The sequence below is a fragment of the Streptomyces viridosporus genome (assembly GCF_002078235.1).
Lineage (GTDB): Bacteria > Actinomycetota > Actinomycetes > Streptomycetales > Streptomycetaceae > Streptomyces > Streptomyces viridosporus.
In genome coordinates this window covers 1-22083 of record NZ_MSGP01000354.1, presented here as the reverse complement: position 1 = coordinate 22083, position 22083 = coordinate 1, and the positions used below count along the sequence as shown (strand labels likewise).

At 71.1% G+C, this 22083-nt stretch carries 19 protein-coding genes and 1 pseudogene; 11 read left to right on the top strand and 9 right to left on the bottom strand.

Annotated features, from left to right (window positions below; genetic code table 11):
• The 3 genes from B7L92_RS41645 to B7L92_RS43705 form a co-directional block, all read left to right on the top strand.
• The coding region (locus B7L92_RS41645; RefSeq protein ID WP_159461057.1) for a GH39 family glycosyl hydrolase at positions 1-199 on the top strand (199 nt) is incomplete at its 5' end.
• Positions 187-750 carry a dihydrofolate reductase family protein gene (locus B7L92_RS24610; RefSeq protein WP_081239607.1) on the top strand — a complete coding sequence of 188 codons (564 nt, stop codon included), beginning with the start codon at positions 187-189 and terminating at the stop codon, positions 748-750. The genes B7L92_RS41645 and B7L92_RS24610, both read left to right, overlap by 13 nt.
• Before the next feature lie 806 nt (positions 751-1556).
• Positions 1557-1826, top strand: a complete 270-nt coding sequence (locus B7L92_RS43705; protein WP_107501596.1) for a transposase — start codon at positions 1557-1559, stop codon at positions 1824-1826.
• On the opposite strand, the gene B7L92_RS24595 is transcribed toward B7L92_RS43705, so the two are convergent.
• The 3 genes and pseudogenes from B7L92_RS24595 to B7L92_RS24580 all read right to left on the bottom strand — a co-directional run.
• Positions 1809-3023 carry a glycosyltransferase gene (locus B7L92_RS24595; RefSeq protein ID WP_081239606.1) on the bottom strand — a complete coding sequence of 405 codons (1215 nt, stop codon included), beginning with the start codon at positions 3021-3023 and terminating at the stop codon, positions 1809-1811. The two genes, B7L92_RS43705 and B7L92_RS24595, sit on opposite strands and share 18 nt — an antisense overlap.
• A gap of 332 nt (positions 3024-3355) precedes the next feature.
• Entirely contained in the window at positions 3356-3865 is a 510-nt protein-coding gene (locus B7L92_RS24585) for a MerR family transcriptional regulator (protein WP_174704010.1), read from the bottom strand.
• Between the two features lie 108 nt (positions 3866-3973).
• A pseudogene (locus tag B7L92_RS24580) lies at positions 3974-4155 on the bottom strand (IS5/IS1182 family transposase); the annotation flags it as partial.
• A gap of 92 nt (positions 4156-4247) precedes the next feature.
• On the opposite strand from B7L92_RS24580, the gene B7L92_RS42645 reads away from it, so the two are divergent.
• Together B7L92_RS42645 and B7L92_RS24570 are read left to right on the top strand one after the other, a co-directional pair.
• Positions 4248-5165 carry an aminoglycoside phosphotransferase/kinase family protein gene (locus B7L92_RS42645; protein WP_255311120.1) on the top strand — a complete coding sequence of 306 codons (918 nt, stop codon included), beginning with the start codon at positions 4248-4250 and terminating at the stop codon, positions 5163-5165.
• A 613-nt stretch (positions 5166-5778) separates the two neighbouring features.
• Positions 5779-8121 (top strand): glycoside hydrolase family 84 protein, encoded by a 2343-nt coding sequence (locus tag B7L92_RS24570; protein ID WP_174704011.1) that lies wholly within the window; start codon positions 5779-5781, stop codon positions 8119-8121.
• Between the two features lie 229 nt (positions 8122-8350).
• Here B7L92_RS24570 and B7L92_RS24565 read toward each other — a convergent pair whose 3' ends face one another.
• From B7L92_RS24565 to B7L92_RS24555, 3 genes are all read right to left on the bottom strand, one after another.
• The gene (locus B7L92_RS24565; RefSeq protein WP_081239602.1) at positions 8351-9544 is read right to left on the bottom strand and encodes a serine hydrolase domain-containing protein; all 1194 of its coding nucleotides are present in this window, start codon (positions 9542-9544) and stop codon (positions 8351-8353) included.
• 141 nt (positions 9545-9685) lie between these two features.
• Entirely contained in the window at positions 9686-10645 is a 960-nt protein-coding gene (locus tag B7L92_RS24560) for a DUF1152 domain-containing protein (protein ID WP_081239608.1), read from the bottom strand.
• Between the two features lie 99 nt (positions 10646-10744).
• Complete coding sequence (locus tag B7L92_RS24555; protein ID WP_081239601.1) at positions 10745-10987, bottom strand: DUF6411 family protein; 243 nt, start codon at positions 10985-10987, stop codon at positions 10745-10747.
• A 197-nt stretch (positions 10988-11184) separates the two neighbouring features.
• On the opposite strand from B7L92_RS24555, the gene B7L92_RS24550 reads away from it, so the two are divergent.
• Positions 11185-12582: an SMI1/KNR4 family protein gene (locus B7L92_RS24550; RefSeq protein ID WP_081239600.1), complete on the top strand. Its 1398-nt coding sequence runs from the start codon at positions 11185-11187 to the stop codon at positions 12580-12582.
• A gap of 112 nt (positions 12583-12694) precedes the next feature.
• Here the strand turns inward: B7L92_RS24550 and B7L92_RS24545 are convergent, their stop codons facing one another.
• Entirely contained in the window at positions 12695-13600 is a 906-nt protein-coding gene (locus B7L92_RS24545; RefSeq protein ID WP_081239599.1) for a GNAT family N-acetyltransferase, read from the bottom strand.
• Between the two features lie 483 nt (positions 13601-14083).
• Positions 14084-15418, bottom strand: coding sequence for an aminotransferase-like domain-containing protein (locus tag B7L92_RS24535; RefSeq protein ID WP_081239597.1), 1335 nt, complete (start codon positions 15416-15418; stop codon positions 14084-14086).
• 133 nt (positions 15419-15551) lie between these two features.
• Between B7L92_RS24535 and B7L92_RS24530 the strand changes: the two genes are divergently transcribed.
• The 4 genes from B7L92_RS24530 (at position 15552) to B7L92_RS24515 (ending at position 19808) form a co-directional block, all read left to right on the top strand.
• Positions 15552-16328: an enoyl-CoA hydratase-related protein gene (locus B7L92_RS24530; RefSeq protein WP_081239596.1), complete on the top strand. Its 777-nt coding sequence runs from the start codon at positions 15552-15554 to the stop codon at positions 16326-16328.
• Between the two features lie 380 nt (positions 16329-16708).
• The gene (locus B7L92_RS24525; RefSeq protein ID WP_081239595.1) at positions 16709-17512 is read left to right on the top strand and encodes an SAM-dependent methyltransferase; all 804 of its coding nucleotides are present in this window, start codon (positions 16709-16711) and stop codon (positions 17510-17512) included.
• 284 nt (positions 17513-17796) lie between these two features.
• Complete coding sequence (locus B7L92_RS24520; RefSeq protein ID WP_081239594.1) at positions 17797-18597, top strand: MerR family transcriptional regulator; 801 nt, start codon at positions 17797-17799, stop codon at positions 18595-18597.
• On the top strand, positions 18594-19808 hold the full coding sequence (locus B7L92_RS24515) for a glycosyltransferase (RefSeq protein WP_081239593.1): 1215 nt from the start codon (positions 18594-18596) through the stop codon (positions 19806-19808). Before B7L92_RS24520 ends, B7L92_RS24515 begins: the two co-directional genes overlap by 4 nt.
• A 276-nt stretch (positions 19809-20084) precedes the next feature.
• On the opposite strand, the gene ruvB is transcribed toward B7L92_RS24515, so the two are convergent.
• Positions 20085-21236: a Holliday junction branch migration DNA helicase RuvB gene (gene ruvB / locus B7L92_RS24510; RefSeq protein WP_081239592.1), complete on the bottom strand. Its 1152-nt coding sequence runs from the start codon at positions 21234-21236 to the stop codon at positions 20085-20087.
• Between the two features lie 291 nt (positions 21237-21527).
• Between ruvB and ku the strand changes: the two genes are divergently transcribed.
• On the top strand, positions 21528-22083 hold a 556-nt coding region (gene ku / locus B7L92_RS24505), incomplete at its 3' end, for a non-homologous end joining protein Ku (RefSeq protein ID WP_304364710.1).

The window sequence follows — 22083 nt, the reverse complement described above, 5'->3', positions numbered from 1 at the left end:
CCTGCCGCTCCACATCACCGAGTTCAACTCCTCGTACCGACCGGACAACCCGATCCACGACACCGCGTTCCACGCGGCGTACCTTGCGCCGGTGCTGGTGAACGGCGGTGACCTCGCGGACTCCTTCATGAGTTCTGCGGCGTCCGGCGGTCGTACGGTCGAAACCGTTGTCGAGGAGGACTTCCGATGCGCAGGGTGACCTATTCGATGAGCGTCTCACTGGACGGCTACATCGTCGGGCCGGACGGCGGCTTCGACTGGACGCCGCCCGACGAGGAGGTTTTTCGCTTCGCTACCGACCAGGTGCGAGAGGCCGGCGTCCACCTGCTGGGACGACGGCTGTACGAAACGATGCTGTACTGGGAGACCACCGATCAGAACCCCTCGCTCGACTTCTCAACGCTCGAGTTTGCCGCGGTGTGGAAGGCGCTCCCCAAGGTGGTGTTCTCCACCACGCTGTCGGCGGTGCGGGACAACGCCCGCCTGGCCTCCGGCGGCATGACGGAGGAAGTAGAGCGCTTGCGAGCCGAGCCGGGGGACGGCACCATCGCGATCGGCGGTGCGACCCTCGCCGCCGAGGCGGCCGCGTCGGGTCTGGTCGACGAGTACCGGGCCAGGGTCTACCCGGTGCTGGTCGGCGGCGGCATTCCGTTCTTCCCCCAGCACCAGCGCCGAGTGGATCTCGAACTGGTCGAGACCCGCACCTTCGGCTCGGGAGTCGTCTACCTCCGCCACCGCGTGGCACGCTAGCCGGCTCGTCCGCCGGGCCTTGGGGAGAACGAGCCGGCCAGTGCTGTCCCCTCAGCGAAATGACCTACGCGAAGCGGTGTGAACCACCGCCCGGCGAAGCCGAGCCGGATCCGAGCCGTCCTCGTGACGGCAAGCCCGGACTGACGAGAGCCTCTGGATGGACCGACCTCCCACTCTCCGTCTGCCAGGTCCTGTCTGATCATTGTCCTTGCCATGGCGGATACCGCTGCTGGGGCGCACTCTTCCCCGGCCTCCGCGCCCCCGCTCAAGCCAAACGCCAGACTGGCTAGTCTCTGGAGCTGCGGGAAACGAGCTGGCAAGGCGGGGGACCGAGATGTTCGAACGGGTCAGGGACGTGCTCATCGTGGTCGTGGGGGTGGGTTGTGTGTGGCTGGGGTGGCGAGCCCTTTTCCTGTCGCCCCGACCCCCGGAGCCGGCCCGTGGGCCTGCCTGGCTGGCCCGCGCATGGGGGGCGGGCCATGTGCTGATGGGGATCTCCCTCACTGTCATGGTCATGACTCAGGTGGCCGGCGGGACGCCGGATTGGCCGATGAGAGTGATCCTTTGGTGTGCCGGTCCTCTCGTGGTCGGCACGACCCTGGCGGGACTTGTGACCCGGTGGCGGGGCGCCGCCGGAAACGGGCCGCCTTGGGTGAAGGGCCGGGGACGGAACACCAGCGTCCGTCGACGCATGGTCTTGCCCGGGCCCGCGGAACCAGAGGATGAGTGACGCGAGGCAGAGACCAGCGGGGCAGCGGACAGCCGGTTCGTCGAAGCGGGTGGCCCCAGCCCGGAACTGATTCAGTGTGTCGTTGCCCGACGCGCAGTGGGTGCGGATCGAGCCGTTGCTTCCGGACCGAATCCCGAAGCGGGGTGGCCGGTGGAGGGATCACCCTGAGGTGATCGACGCGATCGCCCTCAAGTTCCAGACCGGGACGCAGTGGACGCACCTTCTCCGAACCGCTGGGGTTGTCCGGCCACGTTCTCCGCAGCACCGGATGCCGCGGAATGCCTCGGAGGGTCGGGCACAGCAGCACGGTGACGGAGCACCCCCGGGTTCACCCGGCACCCCCTGAGCCGATGTGGGCGAGAAGCGAAGCGGTGCCGTCCTCTGCGGCGATCCCACGGGCGAGTTCGGCCGCGCGGCGGCGGTGGGCCGACTCGGACAGGCAGGCTGTGATCGCGTCGCCGAGGACGTCGGCGGTGAGGTCCTGGAACGGCACAGGCCGGGGTGCGACTCCCAGCTCGTACAGCCGAGACGCCCAGAACGGCTGGTCGGCCATGACGGGAACGGGCACGGCGGGCACTCCGGCCCGCAGTCCGGCCCCGGTGGTACCCGCCCCGGCATGATGGACGACGGCGGCGGTGCGCGGGAACAGCCAGTCGTGCGGGACGTCGCCGACGGCCAGGACGTCGGCGCCGCCGCCGCTCAGTCCGGCCCACCCTGCCTGCACTACCGCGCGCACGCCTGCCCGCTCCACCGCTGCGGCCACCAGCTCACTGAGCCGTTCCCCCTGCCCAGCCGCCATACTGCCGAACCCGATGAACACCGGAGGCGGACCGGCCTGGAGGAAGTCGACCAGTTCGGCCGCGGGCTGCCAGCCGTCCGGCCGCGCGGGCCACCAGTAGCCCGTCACTTCGGCCCAGGCCGGCCAGTCCTCGGGGCGCGGTACCACCAGCGGGCTGAAGCCGTGGAAGACCGGCTGGATGTCCACCGTTGCCGAGGGCGCGTCGGAGGGCAGCCCGAGGCGGGCCCGCAGCTGGGTCACGGCGTCCGCGAAGACCCCTTCCGCGCGCCTCAGCACGTCCCGGCCCGCGGCGAGGTTGCCCTCCGGCCCCAGGCCGTCGGTGCTCCGTGCGTTGGGCAGCGGGAACCGTCCGGTGGCGAAGGACGGTGCGAGGTAGGTGCCGATGACGGGGACGCCGAGCGCTTCGCCGGCCGTCCGGCTGAGCGGTGCCGGGCCGAAGGCGGTGAGCAGCAGGTCGGCTCCGCCCGCCACGGACTTTGCCACTCCGTCGGCGAGCCCGTCCGCGTACGCCCTCGTCAGCACCCGGGTCTCCTCTGGCGACGTCGCCCGGGCCCAGTCCCGGATCAGCTCCTGCGGGTCTCCCGGCACAGGCCGGTGGTCGAGGCCGCACCCGCCGACGAGTGCGGCGAAGGACGGGTGTACGGCCACGGTGACCTGGTGGCCCGCATCCAGCAGCCGCCGCCCCAGTCCCGTGTAGGGCGCGACGTCTCCCCGTGAACCGGCGGTGATGATCAGAATCCTCATGGAGCGATTCTCCTCGGCGAAATGCCGTCCGGTCGCCGTCGCCGGCCACGGGGATCCCTCAGAGGGCTCCTCGAGACCGAGTGCGGAGGCCGGGTTCTTGCCGGCGGCGCGGGGACATGGACTGGCTGGTCCAGACGGCTCGTCGGCATCCGTGACCATCTCCTCGCCCGCGTCGTCGAGGCCGGGCGCGAAGGTTGGCTCGGCGGGATCGAAGGTCTGCGGACCAGCCTCGCCGGAGCGGAGGACAAGCTTGCGCAGATCGACCAGCGAGGCTCGTACAGTAGCGACTTGGGCATACCGGAGCCGCCGCGACGCTGAGGATGCGACGCGGTTCAGGCCACGAGCAGGCGGAGGCCGAGATCTGCCGCGTCGAGGTCGGCGAGGTCGCTGTTGCGCTCGGCCCACCGGCCGGAGTCGAGGTCGTCGCCGAGGCTCCGTACCGCCCGCTGCTCGGCCTTTGGCCCGCCCCTCGTCCACACCGACATCGCACGGCGCACGTGATCCTCCAGATACGCCCCCGGCCGGCGCCAGTACGCCTCGGACAGGCCGTCGGCGCAGTCCCACGGAACGGGTACCGGCTCAGCGCGGGCGCCGACCGCGTCGGCCGACGGGTCGCCGACCAGGTCCGCGACCTCCCGCAACCCGAAGCCCAGGCGTCGGTAGGCAAGTACCTCCCGCAGTCGTTCCACGTCGCTGCCCGAGTAGGCCCGGTACCCGGCCGCAGTTCGCGCCGACGGCCGTACGAGCCCGATCCCGTCATAGTGATGCAGCGTGCGGACGCTCACGCCCGCCAACTCGGCCACACGTCCCACAGCCCAGTGCTCCTCCACGGCACCGACCATGGAGCCTGACGCCACGTGAGGGTCAAGCGACTCGCTTCTGGCAGCGGGAGCCGAAGGAGGAACAGCGAGTCCGAGGCGACTGCTGCAAGCCACGGCGAGGAGGGTCTACCTCGTGAGGCAAGCCTGGATGATGCCGTGGGAGCAGGCCGCGGTCAGGGCTCGGGGGCGTCCCGGTGCCGTCCGGGAGAACCACAGTGGTGTGCCGTTTGGGCGGCGATGGCCTGTACGTTCATCCCGTGCTTGCGGTGCTCCATCGAGTTGTACGGCCCATCGACGCGGATCCGGTCGGTCGATGAGGGGCCCCGCCTCGTCCTCACCCTTGCTGATCAGCACCTTTCACTCCTGCAGCACAGGATGAAAGGAGTTCACTGAAAGGAAAGCCATGTCCGCAGACTTCGACGATCGAGCAGTGAGCGACTGGTGCCTCGAGCACCTGGGCTGCCCGGTCACCGAGCGCACTTTCGCGGCGGGGAACCTGTCCGCGGTCTACGGCCTTCGGCTGGCAGACGACCGCGAGGTGGTGCTGAAGATCCGCGATGACGACGCGCGGCTGGAGGCCTGCACCCGGGTACAACGCCGGATGTGGCAGGCGGGCTTCCCCTGCCCGGAGCCCTTGACCGGCCCGTTGCCGCTGGGCAGGAGAGTCGTCAGCGCCGAAACCCTTCTGCCCGGGGGTGAGGCGCCCGAACCCGCGGACTCTCCACGGCTGTTCGCCAGCCTCCTGGCCGACTTCGTGACCTGCGCGGAGGGGCTCGATCCGCAGCCGCTGCTGCGGCCCGCCCCCGCTTGGGTCCACTGGTACCACACGGAGGACGGCGTCTGGCCGGTCCCGGACGACCGGGACGTCGACCTCAACGCCGAGCGGTGCTCCGTCACAGCGTGGGTCGACGAGCTCGGCGCGGCCGTGCGCGAGCGGCTCGAGGAGGTCCGCGACGCCGCCCGCACCATCGGACACGGGGACTGGGACGGCCGCAATGTGAAGTTCCGCGACGGCCGGCCGCTCGCGGTCCACGACTGGGACAGCGTGGTCCACGAACCCGAGGTGGTGATCATCGGCCAGGCCGCCGCCATGTTCGAGGGCGGGCCCACCGGTGCCGGAGCCTCGGTCGAACAGACGGAGGCTTTCCTGGAGGAGTACCAGACTGCGCGCGGACGGGCGCTGAGCGAGAACGAACTGCAGCTGTGCTGGGCCGCGGGCCTGTGGGTGCGCGCCTTCAACGCCAAGAAGTTCCACCTGGACGACTTCGATGCGCTGGGGCGCGACGAAGCCGAGACGAGGATGAGGCATGCCGGGATCTGAGCAGCTGTGTCAAAACTGCTGTTCAGTGACGTTCTACGACGCGGCCGTTCGAAGCCGTCCGCGCGGACGGGGCGGGCTTTGCGTGCCGTCTGTCGGCGTCCGGGACTCCTGACGGAGGGACCTGCCGTCCCAACCGACCCGGTGTGGCTTTCTGTCGTTGCCGGGGAACGCGGCCGTCCCCGCGGCGGGGACGGCCACGGCGCCGCCCGCCGGGACGAGGACCGACAGGGCGAGGCCGGCCGCCGGCGGACGCAAGGCCGGTCCGGAACGGGCGAATGCGCCGCGCCCCCGGGTCGGGCGGAGTCTCGGTGACTGGCACACGGGCACCTCCGATGACGTGCGCTCGAGGAGCTTTCCTCCGGTGGCCCGACTGTGCGCAGCCATGCCGTGCCCGGGGAACGCGCAAGCGGAACTCCGGGCGGTCAATGTTGGCCAGAGTGAAGCTGACTCGTGAAGAGGTCTAGACCCCATACGTCTTACCTCCTACTGTCAGCCATTGCACCCCCCTTGGAAACAAGGCGATTTCGTGGTCCAGACCAACACTGGAGGTCTCGTGGGAAGACACACGAAAACCATCGCAACGCTCGGCATGTGCTTCGCACTCGCAAGCACTATGGCGGTGGAGGCGTTGCCGGCCGCCGCCGGGGAGGCCGCCCCCCGCGCGACGTCCCCGGTGCCGCCGGTTTCGCCGACCCCGCAGTCCCTCACCCGCGCAGGCGGCGACGTCGTCGTGACCGGCAGGGTGGTCGTCGTGGCGGACGGTGACACGGACGTCCGTGCCCGTGCCCGCCTCGTCGACGAACTGAAGGCGCACGGCGCCGACCGGGTGGACGTCGTCACCCCCGGAAACGTTCCACGGGCCGCCGCCGGCCTGCTCACCGTGCGGCTCGGCCCGGCCGCGCGCCCCGACATCGCGGCGGCACTCGGCGACACGGCGGTACCGGACCGGGCGGAGGGCTACGCCCTGCGCGTCGCGCGGGTCGGGCGGGGTGCGCGGATCGCCCTGGGCGGCACGGACGCCACCGGCCAGTTCTACGCCGTGCAGACCCTGCGGCAACTGTTCGTCCCCGTCGGGGGCAACGGCTGGAAGGTCTCCGGTGTCCAGGTCAGCGACTTCCCGTCGATGCCACTGCGGGGCACCATCGAGGGCTTCTACGGACAGCCCTGGACGCACGCCGAGCGCCTCGACCAGATGGCCTTCTACGGGGACGTCAAGGCCAACACCTACGTGTACGCGCCCAAGGACGACCCCTACCACCGGGGCAAGTGGCGCGATCCCTACCCGGCGGACAAGCTGGCGGAGCTGGGCGAACTGGTCGAGAGGGCCACGGCGAACCACGTGCGCTTCACCTTCGCCGTCTCCCCCGGTGAGTCGATCTGCTACTCCGACCCCGCCGACCGCAAAGCCCTCGAGGACAAGCTCCAGGCCCTGTACGACCTGGGCACCCGCGCCTTCTCCATCCCGCTCGACGACATCGACCACACCCGCTGGAACTGCGAGGCCGACCGGGCCGCGTACGGCGAGCCCGGCGTCGGGGCCGCCGGGAAGGCACAGGCCGACCTGCTCAACGACGTGCAGCGCACCTTCGTCGCCGCGCACGAGGGCACCTGGCCGCTGCAGATGGTGCCCACCGAGTACTACAACCACAGCGATTCGGCCTACAAGCGGGCCCTGCGCGAGACCCTGGATCCCGCGGTCGAGGTGATGTGGACCGGAGTGGGCGTCGTACCCACGCAGATCACCAACGAGGAGGCCGAGCAGGCCGCGAAGGTCTTCGGCCGCAAGGTCTTCGTCTGGGACAACTACCCGGTCAACGACTTCGGCAACACCAGCGGACGGCTGCTGCTCGCCCCCTACGACAAGCGCGAGGCCGGACTCTCCGACCACCTCTCCGGCATCGTGGCCAACCCCATGAACCAGCCGTACGCCAGCAAGGTCGCCGTCTTCGGCACCGCGGACTTCACCTGGAACGACAGGGCCTACGACGCCCGGAAGAACTGGCGCAACGCCATGTTCCACCTCGCCGGCGGCGACCGCGCGGCCACCGAGGCCCTGCTCGCCTTCGGCGACCTCCAGCACATGGCCCCGACCTTCGGCAATACGCCGTGGCAGCCCCAGGCGCCCGAACTCGCCCGTCGCGTCGGGGAGTTCTGGAAGACGTGGGACGAGGGAGACCGCACCGGGGCGGTCGGCGCCCTGCGCGCCTACGCGACCGCAGTGAAGCAGGCCCCGTCCGTCATCCGCGGCGGCTCCGTGGAGAAGGGCTTCACCGTCGACGCGGCGCCCTGGCTGGACGCCACCGAGCTGTGGGGCGAGGCGATGGTCAAGATGCTCGACGCGCTCGCGGCACGACAGGCCGGGGACGAGGAGACCTCGGACCGGCTGCTGGCCGAGTCGAACGAGCTGCAGGGGCAGGCCCGCGCCGTGCGGGTCGATCCGCCGCGCAACTCGTGGGGGAAGGTCCAGCCCAAGGTCGGTGACGGCGTGCTCGACGCCTTCCTCGTCCAGGCCGAGCTCCGGCTCCGGCTGTGGGACTCCACGGGAGGCACACAGAACCTTGCCCCGCAGGGGACGGCGTCCGCCTCCAGCGTGGAGCTGGACCTCGACCGGCTGGCGCCCCGGAACGTCAACGACGGCCGGATGGACACTCGTTGGGCCTCCGGGTATGCGGACGACGAGTGGGTGCAGATCGAGCTCGCCGCCCCGACGAAGGTCGCCGCAGTGACTCTCGCCTGGGAGAGCGCCTGCGCGACGGAGTACGCCGTGCAGACCTCCCAGGACGGTGAGAACTGGAGGACCGTGTCCACGCAGCGCCCGCAGGACTGCGGCAACGACGTCGTCCGGGTCACCGGCGACGAGGCCGTGCGGTACGTCCGTGTGCAGGGTGTCGAGCGGAAGACGGCTTGGGGTTACTCGATCCACGAGATGGGCGTCTACGGAACGCCCGCCTCCTGACGGACGGCGGTCGGGACAGCTACGGCCAGGCCCGCGAGGCCCGGCGGGAAGCCGCCGGCCGGCGACCGGTGCGGCCTCGAGGGCCGTGATCGACCGGCTCGTCCGAAACGCCGACGCCACCTCGCCGACCTGGCCATCGGGCTCCAGCAGGCGGGCGGCCCCGAGCAGCGAGCGGCCGCCGGGCCCGGCCCGCGGTGGTGATCCCTGTCTTCTGTCGGGCACGGGGGTGCTACCGGAGTTTGGTGGCGCACAATTGCTCGTCGATCAGGGTGTTGGTGACCTCCATGGTGGCGAGGTCGGGGGCGGAGCCGTCGCCGGTCACCCCTACGACGACCGCGTGGCGGCCGTCCTCGCTGAACCCGTTGCGGGTCATGTAGCCGGGAATGTCCCCGGCATGGCTGTAGTAGCTCCCGCCGCAGGTGAGGTCGACCCGCATCAGGCCGAGTCCGTAACGCGCTCCGGGCCAGACCACGTCCAGTTCCTCGGCCCGTACCGTCGTCTTCATCTCGGTCAGTTCGGCGGGCGCGAGCAGCCTGCCCCGCATCAGTGCCGAGTAGAACCTGGTCAGGTCGGCGGTGGTGCTGATCATGCCGCCGGCGGCACCGGCACCGCTCGGGTTGAGGAGCGTGACGTCGATCGGCCGGTCCCCGCCGAAGGCGGAGTACCCCCTCAAGTGGCGCCCGGGGATGGCCGGGTGGGTGACGGGGGCGGAGGTGTCGCGCAGGTCCAGTGGGCGGATGATGCGCCGTGTCACCTCGCGCTGCCAACTGTGCCCGGTCGTCTTCTCGATGATCATTCCGGCGAGGGTGTAGTTGGTGTTGGAGTACTCCCACCGGGTGCCGGGCTCGAAGTTCGGCGCGTGCCGCATGGCGATGGCCACGAGCCGGGAGTCCGTCCAGGTGTCGAAGCGCCCCGCCCGGAAGGCCGCGGCGTCGGTGAACGCGGGAAAGTCGGCGGTGTAGTTGAACAGGCCGCTGGTGTGGTTCAGCAACTGCCGGACGGTGATCCTGCTGCCGTCGTTGCCGTTGCCGGTCACCACTCCCGGCAGCAGGGCCTCGACGGTGTCGTCGAGGGAGAGGCGTCCCTCGCCGACCAGTTGCAGCACGACCGTGGACACGAAGGTCTTGGTGGCGCTGGCGATGCGGAACTTGTCGCGGGGGTGTACGGCGCGCCCCGTCCGCCGGTCGGCGACGCCGGCGGTGGCGTAGCGGGAACCGTGCGGGCCGGTGGACCGGGCGACCACGCCCACGGTGCCCGTCCGCTGTATCGCGTCCGCCTGCTGCCGTAGGGGGTCCCGGACTGTCTCGGTGGCGCCGGCCGCCGGGGTCATCAGGCCGAGGCCGGCGAGCGCGGTGACCAGGGTGGTGGTCACGACGCGGTGGCCGAGCGGGTTTCGGGGGCGGGTCCTGGTCGTTGCTGCCATGGTCGTCCGGCTCCTCGCAGTGGGGGCACAGGGGCGAATCCCCTGTGCCCGCCACCGTAGGAAGAAGCCCGGTGCGGCACGATGGGGCCAGCACGCCGGTTGGTGGTGCAGCCTGCACCACCACGCCCCCGCAACGGTCCGTCAGTGAGGGAAGGTGCGGGGCGGACGGGTCACCGTCGTTTCGCGGAACTCCGCGATGCGGGAGTGCACTTGACGCATCAGGTAGGTTTCCTCGATGCGGTCGAGGTACAGGCAGCGGGACGCCAGGCCCGGCAGGTCGAACGCGAAGTACAGCGACATCAGCGGGTTGACGAACAGCTCGCTGTCCCGGGTGCGGTCGGTGAACCGGACGTCGCCGAAGGAGCCTTGCACGGCCGCCGCGACGGAACCGTTCACGATGCTGGGGTGGTCGGGGGTGTGCTGCTGGGCGTGCGCCACCGCGTCCAGGTACAGCGCGCCCTCACGGGTCGCGCGCGGTAGGGAGAACGCCCCGAGGTAGGCACCGTCGCGCTCCAGGGCGGCGATGTTCTCCAGTACTTGTACGTGGTTGACGCCGTGGTAGGCGTCCACACCGAACCCGACCGAGACCACGAGCCGATTCGGTACGTCGTCCAACGCGGCGAGCGCGGCCACGCTGGTGAGGTCCTCCTCCGGGGTGCCGAGGCCGGCTTCGTCACCGCGCAGCAGGATGTCCGTGCCGCCGTCGACCAGTACCACGGCGTCGACGGCGTGCCGTTCGATCAGCGCTCGGTAAGCAGCGCGCAGCGGGCGCACACCGGTCTGCGGAAAGGCGTACACGGTGGACGGGTAGCCGTGCCGGTGCAGCCACTGGGCGAGGGTCCGTTCGGGGAAGTAGCTCTGGTGCGGAGCGGTGTCGGGAGTGACGACGGCCAGATCGTCCGCGGCCCAGTCGTCGGCGGGGAGACCGGCGAGTGCGCTGAAGGACAGGTTCGCGAAGTACACGTCCTTGCCCTGGTGCAGGAGGCAGAGAGCCAGCGGCAGTCCGGAGTAGATGTCGAAACCGCCGCCGGCTCCCGCGACCAGGATCCGGTCGGAGTCGGCGAGCCGGGTGAAGAGCGGGTTGGTGTGGAGAGACGGCACGGCGACCATTGTCGCCCGTGGTCGTCGGCCCGGGTGGGGCGGGTTCGGCAGGCGGCCGTCACCGCCGTCGGGCACAGCGGCGGCGGGCACGCCCGGGCGTCAGAACGGCAGCTTCCCCCGCGCCCGTCGGCCTGCGGAACCGCTCCGGGTGACCGCGCGCGAACTGGACCGGAAGGGCTTGCTGAACAGCCGTCCGAGCGGGCCGGGCGCCTTGGAGCCGGCCCGGGAGCCGATGCCGAGGGTGCGCTGCGTCCCGTTCTGGGGGTGCCGTGAAAGCCGTGGGAGGAAGAAGGCGAGGACAGCGATGACCAAGCAGACGGCGACGATGCCGACAACCATCATGTGGGCCTCCTGAGGGGATGGGAGCGTCGTACCGGGCGACGCGTCGTGGGAGAACTCGTTCCCCCTTCTTCCGTGCACACGCTTGTGAGCGGGGTGCCGTGCGCCGGGAGCCGGGGACGCCGGCCTCGACGGCGGTGGGCCGGCGCTGTTCGACGCCGAGGTTCTCCCGGTCCTGCGCTTCCGCTTAAGGTCGGCGCATGAACGAGCCGATCTCCGCTCCCTCCCCGCAGGCCCTGAACTCCTTCGAGACATGGGCACCGCTGTTGCGCGCGTGGGCGGACGGGATCGAGGCGAGGAACGAAGACGGGGCCGTGCACATGGCCGGTGCTGTGGGCCGGGAAGGCTGGAGGTCGTCCTCCGGGGTCCGGCCGCGCGGGCGGGCTTCGGCCGCGGAACGCAAGGCCGTCGAGCGCGTGCGAGACGCCCTCGTGGCGGCCGGCGTGGAGTCCGTGACGTTCTCCGCCCGGGTCGCCCCCTCGGGGAAAACCCGGCTGCGGGTGATGGGCCCCAGTCCCGCCGTGGAGTCCGGACCGGTGGACGGCGGAACGCTGCTGCTGGTCGAGGGAGCTCTCCCCGAGCCCTGGCGGCGGCTGCCCGACCCCGCTCCCGCCGCGCGGCCGGCCCGGTCGGCGGATCCAGCAGCGCTGGAGCGACGGTTGCGCGGGCAACTGCCCGGCGCCATCGGAGCCGACGACGAGGAGATCGCCGCCGCCGAAGCACGTCTCGGTCTGACGCTCCCCGACGAGCTGAAGACCCTCTATCGGGTCGTGCGGGGCCGGTGGGAGGACTGGGAGCAAGATCCCCGGGCGGGGGATGCGGTGTACGGCACCGTCGGCTGCGAGCTCTTCCCCCTGGACCACCTGTACGTGGCTGACGCCGCGTCCCGGCCGGCTCCCTGGCGGTTCGCTGCCTGCGAGGCGGCCGTCACCCCGCCCGACGCCGCCGTCCAGGGCCTCGTCGGCTCGCCCGGCTGGATCGTGTTCGGCGACAACGGCGGTGGCGACCGGCTCGCGGTCGACCTGACTCCAGGGCCCGCCGGCCACACCGGACAGGTCGTGCTGATGAGCCACGAGTCATTCACCGGCGCCGAGCTGATCGCTGACTCGCTCACCGACCTGGTGCGGGGGATCGAGCCGCGGGGCCGACAGCGGGACCGGTCCCGTGACCGGGGCGAGGGGCCGGCCGTGGCCCACGTCAACGCGGCACACCTGCGGAGTGTCGAGGCCGCCGCGCACCCGGATCTGGAAGTTCTCTGCATCGGGGTGTGGGACGACCCACCGGTCGATCTCACCCCCGTGCTCGGACTACCACGTCTGCGGACCCTCACCGCCTACCCGGGCACCCTCGCCGACCCCCGGCAGATCGGCCGACTCACCGGGCTGGAGTACCTCGAGATCGGACCGGGGGAATGGCGGACCCTGCTGGACGCGCGGGCCGTCCCCCGCAGCCTGGCAGCGGCCGGCATCACCACGCACGGCCTACGCGACCACGGTCGGCTCGTCGACCTCTCCAACGAAATCCTGGCCCTGTGGGGCCGCCCACCGATCGTCCGCACCGTCGTCGACGGAGACCTGGGCCCGCTGCCGCCCGCCTGATCGCGAAACACCTCCGGCCGCGCCGTCACACCGTGCGCCTCCCCCACGGCCCGGACACCGTCTACGGTCCCGGCACCGGCGACGTCGTCCCGGCACGGCCGGTGGCCCGTCGTCAGGGCCGGTGCTCCCAGCCGCGGTCCGTGCGGGTCAGTTCCCGGAAGCCGACGGTGAGCAGGCGCCGGATCGCCGTCTGATCGTCGGCCGACTCGTATGCGAGGAGGCGGTCCGCGCCGCACAGGCGCAGCCAGTCGGCGGCATGGGCCACAAGGAGGTGGTCCCAGCCTTCGTCCTGGTGGGGCGCAGCGATGTGCAGGTTGCTCATGTCGGCGAGGCCCGCGGCCCGCACATGGCGCTCGGGGCGGGCCAGGGACGTGTCGACCTCGACGAATCCGACGGGCCGCCCGTCCACGTACGCGGTCAGGCGCGTACCGTACTCCCCCAGCGTGCGCTCAACCGTGGCGCCGGGCCGGGGCTCGGCCGGGGGCAGGTCGGCGACACGGGCCAGGAGCAGCACTTCCGTGTCCCCGGTGTGGACGAAGCCCGCGCGTTCGTAGACGGCGCGGATGTGCGGCCAGGGGTGCGGCAGCCCGTACACGGCAGGGGCGGGCAGCGCACCGTCGGCGTGGCGCGCACGGACGTTCCAGCGGGCCAGTTGGGCCAGGCAGGCGCTCATGAGCTGGTCAGCGGCCTTCGCGGTGTCGGGGAAGAGGGACGTCGGCGGCTGGTGCACGAACCAGTCGATCCCGCCCGCGTTCCGGTGGCTCTCGCCGACCTCGGCATCGGCGCGGTAGCGGAGCAGGTGGGCCGCTGCGACGACATACCGGCGCTGTTCGGCGACGAGGGTGATCCGCTCGCTCACCCACGGGTCGGTGATGAACTCGTCCGGCTGCCGTTCCAGCGCGCTCAGGACGGTGTTCACCGAGACAGAGACACCGGGGACGACAGCGGCGACGTGCGCGTTGACCAGATCGGTCAGCTGGTCGCGGTCGGCACGGTGGAAGGGGCGTACTTCGGGCATGCGTAGCCTCCGGTCGAGAGAACACTGTCGGGAGGCCGCCATGCGGTGCGGTACGGCAGCGATGGTACGGGACGGTCTCCGGCTTCCCGCACGGACCCCGGCTTCCCGGGGCTGCGGAGAGGATGACGGTGGAGTCCTTTGAAGCCCGGCTCGGGCCGGGACAGCGGACACCCCCCGCCCGGCCGCATGCCTGACAGCCATGGACGACCTCACCCCACGGAGCTCCCGCGGCCTGCCGGGCGCAGCGGCGACTTCCTGGGACCGTTCTGAGGACATGGGCGTCCTGGACGGCCTCTGTACGCGGGAAGACGGTGCGGATCGCCTGGGCAACCGTGCGGTTGCGCGGATTGATCACGAAGAGGCCGGGGCGCCGCCCGAGCGCCCCGGGCGTCGCGTGTTCGAGCTCGTCACGCGGTCGAGGGCCGTCGAGGCGGGTGTCCGCCTCCGGTGATGCGGACAAGGGGCTGTGGCACTCGGACCATGTCATGGGGGGATGGTCTCGACCGCGTCCTTCAGGCTGCGCAACACCGCCCCGAGCTCGTCCAGGGGCGGTGTGGCCAGTGCCAGCCGGAGTGCTCGAGGACGGTGGGGGCCGGTGGCGAAGGCGTCCGCGGTGGACACGAGGATCCCTTTTCCCGCGAGCACGGTCGCGACGTGATCGGGGCGCTGGTGCGGCTCCAGGCCGAGCCAGACGATGTAGGAAACCGGGTGTGCCGTGATGTCCAGGCCGGCGAGCGCGGCGCGGGCGATGTCCTGCCGGGCGGCTGCGTCCCGGCGGCGTTCTTCCTCCAGACGGGTGACCGTTCCGTCGGTGATCCAGCCCGTCGCGAGGGCGGTGACGACCCCCGGGGCTCCCCAGGCCGCGGTGCGAAGACCGCTCGTGGCTGCCTCCACATGGTGATCGGGCAAGACGGTGAAGCCGAAGCGCAGGCCGGGTGCCACGTTCTTGGACAGGCCGGCGACGTAGCAGGTGCGTTCGGGCGCGAGGGTCTGGAGCGGTGGCGGCGGTGAGGGTTCGAGGAAGGCGTAGGTGCCGTCCTCGATGATCAGGAAGTCGTGTGAGCGGGCGAGGGCCACCAGCCGGTCGCGCTGCTCGCGGTCGAGCACCCAGCCGAGTGGGTTGTGCACGGTCGGGATCGTGTAGATCGCGTGGACGGGTCGGGTGCGGCACAGCTGATCGAGTGCGTCGAGGTCCGGGCCCGTGGCCGTGACCGGGATGGGGGCGAGGTCGAGGTCGTGTGCCGAGGCGAGGAGCTTGACGCCCGGATAGCTGAGCGCGTCGACGGCGAGGACGTCACCGGGCCGGACGAGAGTGCGCAGCACGATGTCGAGCGCCTGCTGGGTCCCGCTCGTCAGCAGGACGTTGTACGGCACCGTGTCGATTCCCCGCCCCAGCAGGTAGGTGGCCACGACTGCCCGGTCGTGGCGGTGCCCTCCCGGCGGGTGCTGGCGCAACAGCGCCTCGGCGTCTCCCGACGCCGCCATCGTGCGCAGGGCCTGCCGCAGCCGGTCGCCCTGCCCGGGGGCCAGGGGCTGGTTGAACGACAGGTCCGCCACCCTGGGCACCGGCAGAGCGCGTGACGGTTCGAGCCCGTCGTAGCCGGACCGCACTCGGACGAACGTTCCCCGGCCCGGCTCTCCCACGACCAGGCCCAGGGCGGCGAGTTCGGCGTAGACGCGAGTGGCCGTGGCCAGCGCGATCCGCCGCTCGCGCGCGAGAGCGCGGTGTGTCGGGAGCCGGGTGCCGGCCCGGATCGCGCCGGAGCGGATGGCGGCAGCCAATTCGTGGACGACGGCCTTGTAGGAGGACGGTCGCATGCGGCACCCGCTGTCCGTCGCACAGGAGCATGGGAGAGGAACTCCATTGTATCCATGACAATTAATGGATCGTCCTGGGTCACGGCTCGTAGCCTCGGTGGGTCCGAACCCAGGCGAAACGGAGTAACCCGGCATGACCGTGCGCACCGAGCGGGACGACCAGGTCGTGAGGATCACCATCGACCGGGAGCAGAAGCTCAACGCCCTGGACTACCCGACGATCGACGCGCTGCTCGCACAGCTCGACCTCATCGACTCCGACGACAGCGTCCGGGCGGCCATCCTGACCGGCGCCGGGCGCAGGGCTTTCAGTGCGGGCGCGGACATACCCTCACTGGCGACCAGCATCGCCGGCGGGCCCGAACGCGCGCTGCGCGAGATCGTCCGCCGGGGCCACGCGCTGACCCGGCGGATCGAGGAGTTCTCCAAGCCGGTGATTGTCGCGGTCAACGGCCTTGCCTACGGCGGCGGCTGTGAGATCACTGAGGCCGCTCCGCTCGCGATCGCCGCCGAGCATGCGACCTTCGCCAAACCCGAGATCTCCCTGGGCTTTCCGCCCCCCTTCGGCGGCTCTCAGCGCCTGCCGCGGCACGTCGGCCGCAAGCGCGGCTTGGAGATGATCCTGACCGGTGACCCGATCCCGGCCGCCCGGGCCGCCGAGCTGGGCCTGGTCAACACCGTCGTACCGGCCGACGAACTCCTGGACACCGCGAGGGACCTGGCCGCGCGGATCACCCGGCACGCACCGTCGGCCGTAGCCGCCTGCCTGCGCGCGGTCACCCGCGGCATCAACCTGCCGATCGACGAGGGCCTGGCGGTCGAGGCGGCGTGCTTCGTCGCCACCGTCCCCACGGACGGCGTACGGACCGGCCTGCGACGGTTCCTCGACCGGGCGGCCGTATCCGACTGAAACCGACGCGCTTGCGCCCGACCGGGGCCGCCTCGGGCCGCGGCTGTCCGCGCCGGTGGCCGCGCAGGCAGGTACCTCGCCCGGGGAGAAGACATCGCCGGCCGCGGTGTTCTCGCCGCCGTTGAGCTGCTCGGGGGACATGAAGCGCGCCGAGCCGATCGTGGCCCCGGTCCTGGTGACACCGACGGCGTCGGACGCCCGGGCGATACCGAAGTCGATGGTGAAGGTTCCCCCGACCATGCGCGACGCCTGCACCTCGCGGCGGAACCGGGCAATGGTTTGCGGTCCCGGCCTTGGCGGTGTTCCTCGGCCCGGGTGAAGTCGGTCCGGTATCCCGATAGTTGGCCTACGGAAGCACAGCTCTGTGTGAAGCTTTCCCCATGACTCACCCGCGTGAAGAAATCAGGGCCAGGCTGCAGACCGATCGCCCGCACTCCGCCCGTGTCTGGAACTACCTGCTGGGAGGCAAGGACAACTACCCCGTCGACAGCGAGGCCGGTGAGGTCATCCTGAAGACCTTTCCGGAGTTCGCCGCCGTCGCGCGGCTGCAGCGGAGGTTCCTCGCGCGCGCCGTACGCTTCCTCGCGGGCGAGGCCGGTGTGCGGCAGTTCCTCGACATCGGCACCGGACTGCCCACCGCCGACAACACCCACGAACTGGCCCAGCGCATCGCGCCGGAGAGCCGCATCGTCTACGTCGACAACGACCCCCTCGTCCTGGTGCACGCGCAGGCCCTGCTCACCAGCAGCGCCGAAGGCGCCTGCGCCTACGTCGACGCCGACGTGAGGGACCCGGAGCGGATCCTCGCCGAAGCAGCGAAGACCCTGGACCTCAGCCGCCCGGTCGCCCTGACCATGCTGGGCATCATGGGGCAGATCTCCGACGCCGAGCGCCCCGCCGACCTGGTGAGCACGCTGATGTCGGCCCTGCCCTCGGGCAGCTACCTGGCCCTGAGCGACGGCACGAACACCAACGAGGCGCTCAACACCGCGGTCGGGGTCTACAACGGGCAGTCGGTCAACACCTACCACCTGCGCTCGCCGCAGGAGATCGCCTCCTTCTTCGCCGGTCTGGATCTGGTGGAGCCGGGGGTCGTGTCCACGGCCACCTGGCGCCCGGACGCCGACCGGACCGAGGAGGAAACGGCCGACGTCTCCGTGTGCGGTGTCGCGGTCAAGAAGTGACCCGCTCCGCCGCTCAACAGTCCCCGAGGGCGCCCCGTAGCGCCGGCGGAAGGCAGGGCTGAAGCGGAAGGGGCCGGCGCTGCCGGACGCCCCGGTCACCCGGGCGACCGGCAGCGCGGTGCTCCGCAGCAGCCGCACGGCGTGCCGGCCCGCACGCCGTTCCGCTGGAGGTGGCGCGCGGACCGGTGAGAGATCTCCCTCCTCACCTACGGAGCCCAGCGAGCGCGAGTTGACCCTCCCCTTACGTCAGGCTCGAGGCTGTGTACCGACGAAAGGGCAGGTGAATGGGCTACTCCGTGGGTCAGGTCTCGGCCTTCGCCGGCGTGACGGTGCGCACGCTGCATCACTACGACAAGGCGGGACTGCTCTCGCCCAGTGAGCGCGGCCCCACCGGTTACCGGCTCTACAGTGAGGCTGACCTGGTCCGTCTCCAGCAGATCCTCTTCTACCGTGAACTCGGCTTCTCCCTCGATGAGATCACCGCGATCTTCGAGGATCCGCAGGCGAACCCCCTGGAGCGCCTCCGGGCCCGGCAGCGGCAGCTGAGTGAGGAGATCGCCAGGCTGCAGCGGCTGGTCGAAGTGGCGGAACGGGCCATAGAGGTCCAGAAGACCGGGGTGTCCCTGACCCCTCAGGAACGCTTCGAAGTCTTCGGTGAGATCACCTTCGACCTGAGCTATGCCACCGCGGCAGAGCTGAAGTGGGCGCACTCGGAGGGACAGCGCGAGGCGATGGCGCGCGCGGCTGCCCACACCAAGGAGGACTGGCGCCGACTCATGGGCGAGTCCGCCGCCTGGCGCGCGGAGCTGCTCGCGGCCTTCGACGAGGGCGAGCCGAGCGACGGCGAGCGGGCCATGGACCTCGCAGAGGAACACCGCTTGCACATCTCACGCTGGTTCACTTCCTGCCCGCCCGACATGCACCGGCGCATCGCGGACGACTTCGTCGCCGACCCGCGCGCATTCGCTCTGGTCGTGCCGCCGTCGCAGCAACGCCCGGGCCTGGCCGCCTACACGTGCAAGGCGGTCCACGCCAACGCGGCCCGCCACGCGGGTGGCCGTACCGCTTCCGAGGAGGACCGATGAGGGTCCTGATCGCCGCGGCCGGATCGCGCGGCGACGTCGCGCCCTGCACGGGCCTGGGCGCCGAACTGCGCCGGGCCGGGTACGACGTCGCCCTCGCCACCACAGACGCCTTCGCGCCCCTCGTGCGCGACGCAGGGCTGGAATTCCGCAGTCTCCCCGCCGACACACGGGTGCGTGGCGGCGTCACAGGCAAACGCGAACTGATGCGCACCGCTGCCGCGTTCATTACCGAACTGGGTCAGGGCTTCGCCGACGCGATGGACGATGGCACGGACCTGCTCCTGCTGTCGACCACCACGGCCCCGCTCGGCTGGCACCTCACCGAGGCCACGGGCACACCGAGCCTCGGCGTGTACCTTCAACCCACCGCACCGACCGGTGACTTCCCGCCCGTCGTCACAGGTTCCCGCTCACTGGGCCGTCTCGCCAACCGAGCAACCGGACGCTTCGCACTGCGGATGGCCGACCGCGTCTACGAACAGGCGGTCACAAAGCTGCGCCACCGCCTCCAGCTGCCCCCGGCCTCACCTTCCGAGATGCGTCGACGACAGGAACAGGCGAACTGGCCCATCTTGCACGGCTTCAGCACGGCCCTGGTGCCCCGCCCCTCCGACTGGCGCTCTGGCCTGGAGGTGGTGGGCAACTGGTGGCCCCATCACGATGCGGCCGAGCGGCTGCCGACTGATCTCGAGGACTTCCTGCGTGCCGGGCCCCGGCCCGTCCTCATCGGCTTCGGGAGCATGGCGTCCGGCGACGGGGAACGGCTGAGCGAGATCGCTGTGCGAGCCCTGCGCCGCGCCGGGCTGCGCGGCATCCTCCAAGCCGGCAGCGCCGGGCTCGCCGCCGACGGGGACGACGTGTTCACCAGCGGGGACGTCCCGCACGCCCTGCTGTTTCCACGGCTGGCTGCGGTGGTCCACCACGGCGGGGCCGGCACCTCGGCCGCCGCATTGCGCGCTGGAGTGCCCGCGGTCACCGTACCGGTGACCGCGGACCAGCCGTTCTGGGCGGGGCGACTTGCCGCCCTCGGCGCCGCCACCGACCCGATCCCCTTCCGGTCCCTCACCGCCGAACGGCTTGCCGACTCACTCGACCGAGTAGTGAAGCAGCCGGCATACGGTCGAGCCGCCGCAAGAGCGGCGCAGCACCTGGCGACCGAGAACGGAGCGGGCCGGGTGCTCAACGCCATCCAGCAACTGACCGATGGATGACGCCAATCCGTTTCTCGTCCTCGTCACTCAACACTTCGCCAGCCGTACATCGGATCACGCCCCGATCCCAGCGGAGACGGAAGTGCCGGTCCTGCCCGTAGACCTCGTCCGGGTGCTGTCGCGTTGTGGGGTATGAGAGTGTCCGATGGCGCGTCGGGGCGTGGTGGGCTTGCGCTTCGGGTCTGGGGTCGGGCCGTGGTGGACCGGTCGGCAGCGTGGTGATCTGGTCCCGGACGGCGAAGTGGACGGTCGTCTCGGCGCGGTGGCCGGGGGCTGTCACCGCCGCGGGGGACGCTGTCGGGGCGGCGGTGAGGCGGCATGTCCTCCGGAGCCCGTGCCGAACGGGCCCTGCTGTCCGGTTCCGGGTTCACCTTGTGACAGCGGTGCGAGACCCAGGTGGGCCCAGGCGGCGGGGGTGGCGACCCGCCCCCGGGGGGTGCGGGCCAGCAGCCCCTCGCGCACCAGGAACGGCTCGGCGACCTCCTCCACCGTCTCCCGCTCCTCCCCCACCGCGACCGCGAGGGTGGACAGGCCGACCGGTCCGCCGCCGAAGAGGCTCAGCAGCGCGCCCAGCACCGCCCGGTCGAGCCGGTCCAGGCCGCGGCCGTCGATCTCGTAGACCGCCAGGGCCGCGGAGGCGACCTCGCGGGTCACCACGCCGTCGGCCTTGACCTGGGCGTAGTCCCGCACTCTGCGCAGCAGCCGGTTGGCGATGCGAGGGGTGCCGCGGGAGCGGCCGGCGATCTCCGCGGCGCCCTCGGGCTCGATCGCCACGTCGAGCAGCCGGGCGGAGCGGTGGATGACACGCTCCAGCTCGGCCGGTGCGTAGAACTCCATGTGCGCGGTGAAGCCGAAGCGGTCGCGCAGCGGGGGCACCAGCAGCCCGGCCCGGGTGGTGGCACCGACCAGGGTGAACGGGGGCAGCTCCAGGGGAATGGGAGTGGCGCCGAGGCCAGTACCGACCACGACGTCGACGCGGAAGTCCTCCATCGCCATGTACAGCATCTCCTCGGCGGACCGGGACATCCGGTGGATCTCGTCGAGGAAGAGGACCTCGCCCTCGGTGAGGGAGGAGAGGACGGCCGCGAGGTCTCCGGCGTGCTGGATGGCGGGCCCGGAGGTGATGCGGAACGGGGCACCCATCTCCGCAGCGATGATCATCGAGAGGGTGGTCTTGCCCAGGCCCGGAGCTCCCGAGAACAGCACGTGGTCGGCGGTCGCGCCGCGGGCGCGGGCGGCGCGCAACACGAGGTTGAGCTGCTCGCGAACCCGCTCCTGGCCGATGAACCCGTCGAGGTCCGTGGGCCGCAGCGGGGCCTCGACGGTCCGGTCCTCGCCGTCGGCGTCAGCCCCGACCAGCCGGTAGACCGGCTCGATCGTGACGGGCCGGCCAGGGGCTGTCTCACTGCCGATGTCGTTCTGGTTCATCGTCGTACGACCATGATGTATTCGTATACACGTTCGAAGAAGACTAGAATCACCCTAAGTGCAGATGAAGGGACAATCAACACCTTTCAGACAGAGACTTGCTCAGGGGGCGGTGATCAGCGCCGCGAGCGGCACGAGACTCCATCCGCCTGCCCGTGCAGGACGTCTTTCGGTGTCCTGCACCTCCCCGCCGGCCCGCAGCGTCTCGCGGGGAGGGCCGAGGGTCGCCCCGCCACCGCCTCCGCAGCCTTCTGCGACACAACCCGGCAGATCTCGATGGAAGAGGTAAAAATGCAGGCGGTCTGGAGGGGGGTCATCTCCCTCGGCACCATCGACATCCCCGTGGTCCTCTACAAGGCCACCGAGACGGACAGCGGTCTCGTCCTGCACCAGGTCCACGCCGAGGACGGCTCACGCGTGCACCACAAATTGTGGTGCGAGGAGGAGGACCGGGAGATCGAACACCGGGACGTCGCGAAGGGCTATCAGCACCCCGACGGCCGGAGGGTCGTTCTGAGCGACAAGGAGCTGGCGGCCCTTCCCCCGCCGGACAAGGAGCGGATCAGCGTGTTGGCCTCCGTCGACGACGGCAGCATCGATCCGATGACGCTCGGACAGGCCTACCACGTCGGAGGATCGGACCCGACGACCGACCGGTTCTACGTCCTGCTCCGGGACACACTGAGGGAGTCCGGGCGGGTCGCCGTCACCAAGGTCGCCATCGGAACCCGTGAGTCCCTGGCGGTACTGCGCGCCCACGACGACCTCCTCGTCCTGCAGACCATGAGCTGGCCCGAAGAGGTCCGTCACCCGATCGGCATCGCCCCGAAGAACGACATCGCCGTCA

What these genes read in the sequence shown, in the direction of transcription:
- B7L92_RS24610 (WP_081239607.1), top strand. Translation starts at nt 187, where the DNA reads ATGCGCAGGGTGACCTATTCGATGAGCGTCTCACTGGACGGCTACATC.
- B7L92_RS24595 (WP_081239606.1), bottom strand. Translation starts at nt 3,023, where the DNA reads ATGAGGATTCTGATCATCACCGCCGGTTCACGGGGAGACGTCGCGCCC.
- B7L92_RS24585 (WP_174704010.1), bottom strand. Translation starts at nt 3,865, where the DNA reads ATGGTCGGTGCCGTGGAGGAGCACTGGGCTGTGGGACGTGTGGCCGAG.
- B7L92_RS42645 (WP_255311120.1), top strand. Translation starts at nt 4,248, where the DNA reads ATGTCCGCAGACTTCGACGATCGAGCAGTGAGCGACTGGTGCCTCGAG.
- B7L92_RS24570 (WP_174704011.1), top strand. Translation starts at nt 5,779, where the DNA reads ATGGCGGTGGAGGCGTTGCCGGCCGCCGCCGGGGAGGCCGCCCCCCGC.
- B7L92_RS24565 (WP_081239602.1), bottom strand. Translation starts at nt 9,544, where the DNA reads ATGGCAGCAACGACCAGGACCCGCCCCCGAAACCCGCTCGGCCACCGC.
- B7L92_RS24555 (WP_081239601.1), bottom strand. Translation starts at nt 10,987, where the DNA reads ATGATGGTTGTCGGCATCGTCGCCGTCTGCTTGGTCATCGCTGTCCTC.
- B7L92_RS24550 (WP_081239600.1), top strand. Translation starts at nt 11,185, where the DNA reads ATGAACGAGCCGATCTCCGCTCCCTCCCCGCAGGCCCTGAACTCCTTC.
- B7L92_RS24545 (WP_081239599.1), bottom strand. Translation starts at nt 13,600, where the DNA reads ATGCCCGAAGTACGCCCCTTCCACCGTGCCGACCGCGACCAGCTGACC.
- B7L92_RS24535 (WP_081239597.1), bottom strand. Translation starts at nt 15,418, where the DNA reads ATGCGACCGTCCTCCTACAAGGCCGTCGTCCACGAATTGGCTGCCGCC.
- B7L92_RS24530 (WP_081239596.1), top strand. Translation starts at nt 15,552, where the DNA reads ATGACCGTGCGCACCGAGCGGGACGACCAGGTCGTGAGGATCACCATC.
- B7L92_RS24525 (WP_081239595.1), top strand. Translation starts at nt 16,709, where the DNA reads ATGACTCACCCGCGTGAAGAAATCAGGGCCAGGCTGCAGACCGATCGC.
- B7L92_RS24520 (WP_081239594.1), top strand. Translation starts at nt 17,797, where the DNA reads ATGGGCTACTCCGTGGGTCAGGTCTCGGCCTTCGCCGGCGTGACGGTG.
- B7L92_RS24515 (WP_081239593.1), top strand. Translation starts at nt 18,594, where the DNA reads ATGAGGGTCCTGATCGCCGCGGCCGGATCGCGCGGCGACGTCGCGCCC.
- ruvB (WP_081239592.1), bottom strand. Translation starts at nt 21,236, where the DNA reads ATGAACCAGAACGACATCGGCAGTGAGACAGCCCCTGGCCGGCCCGTC.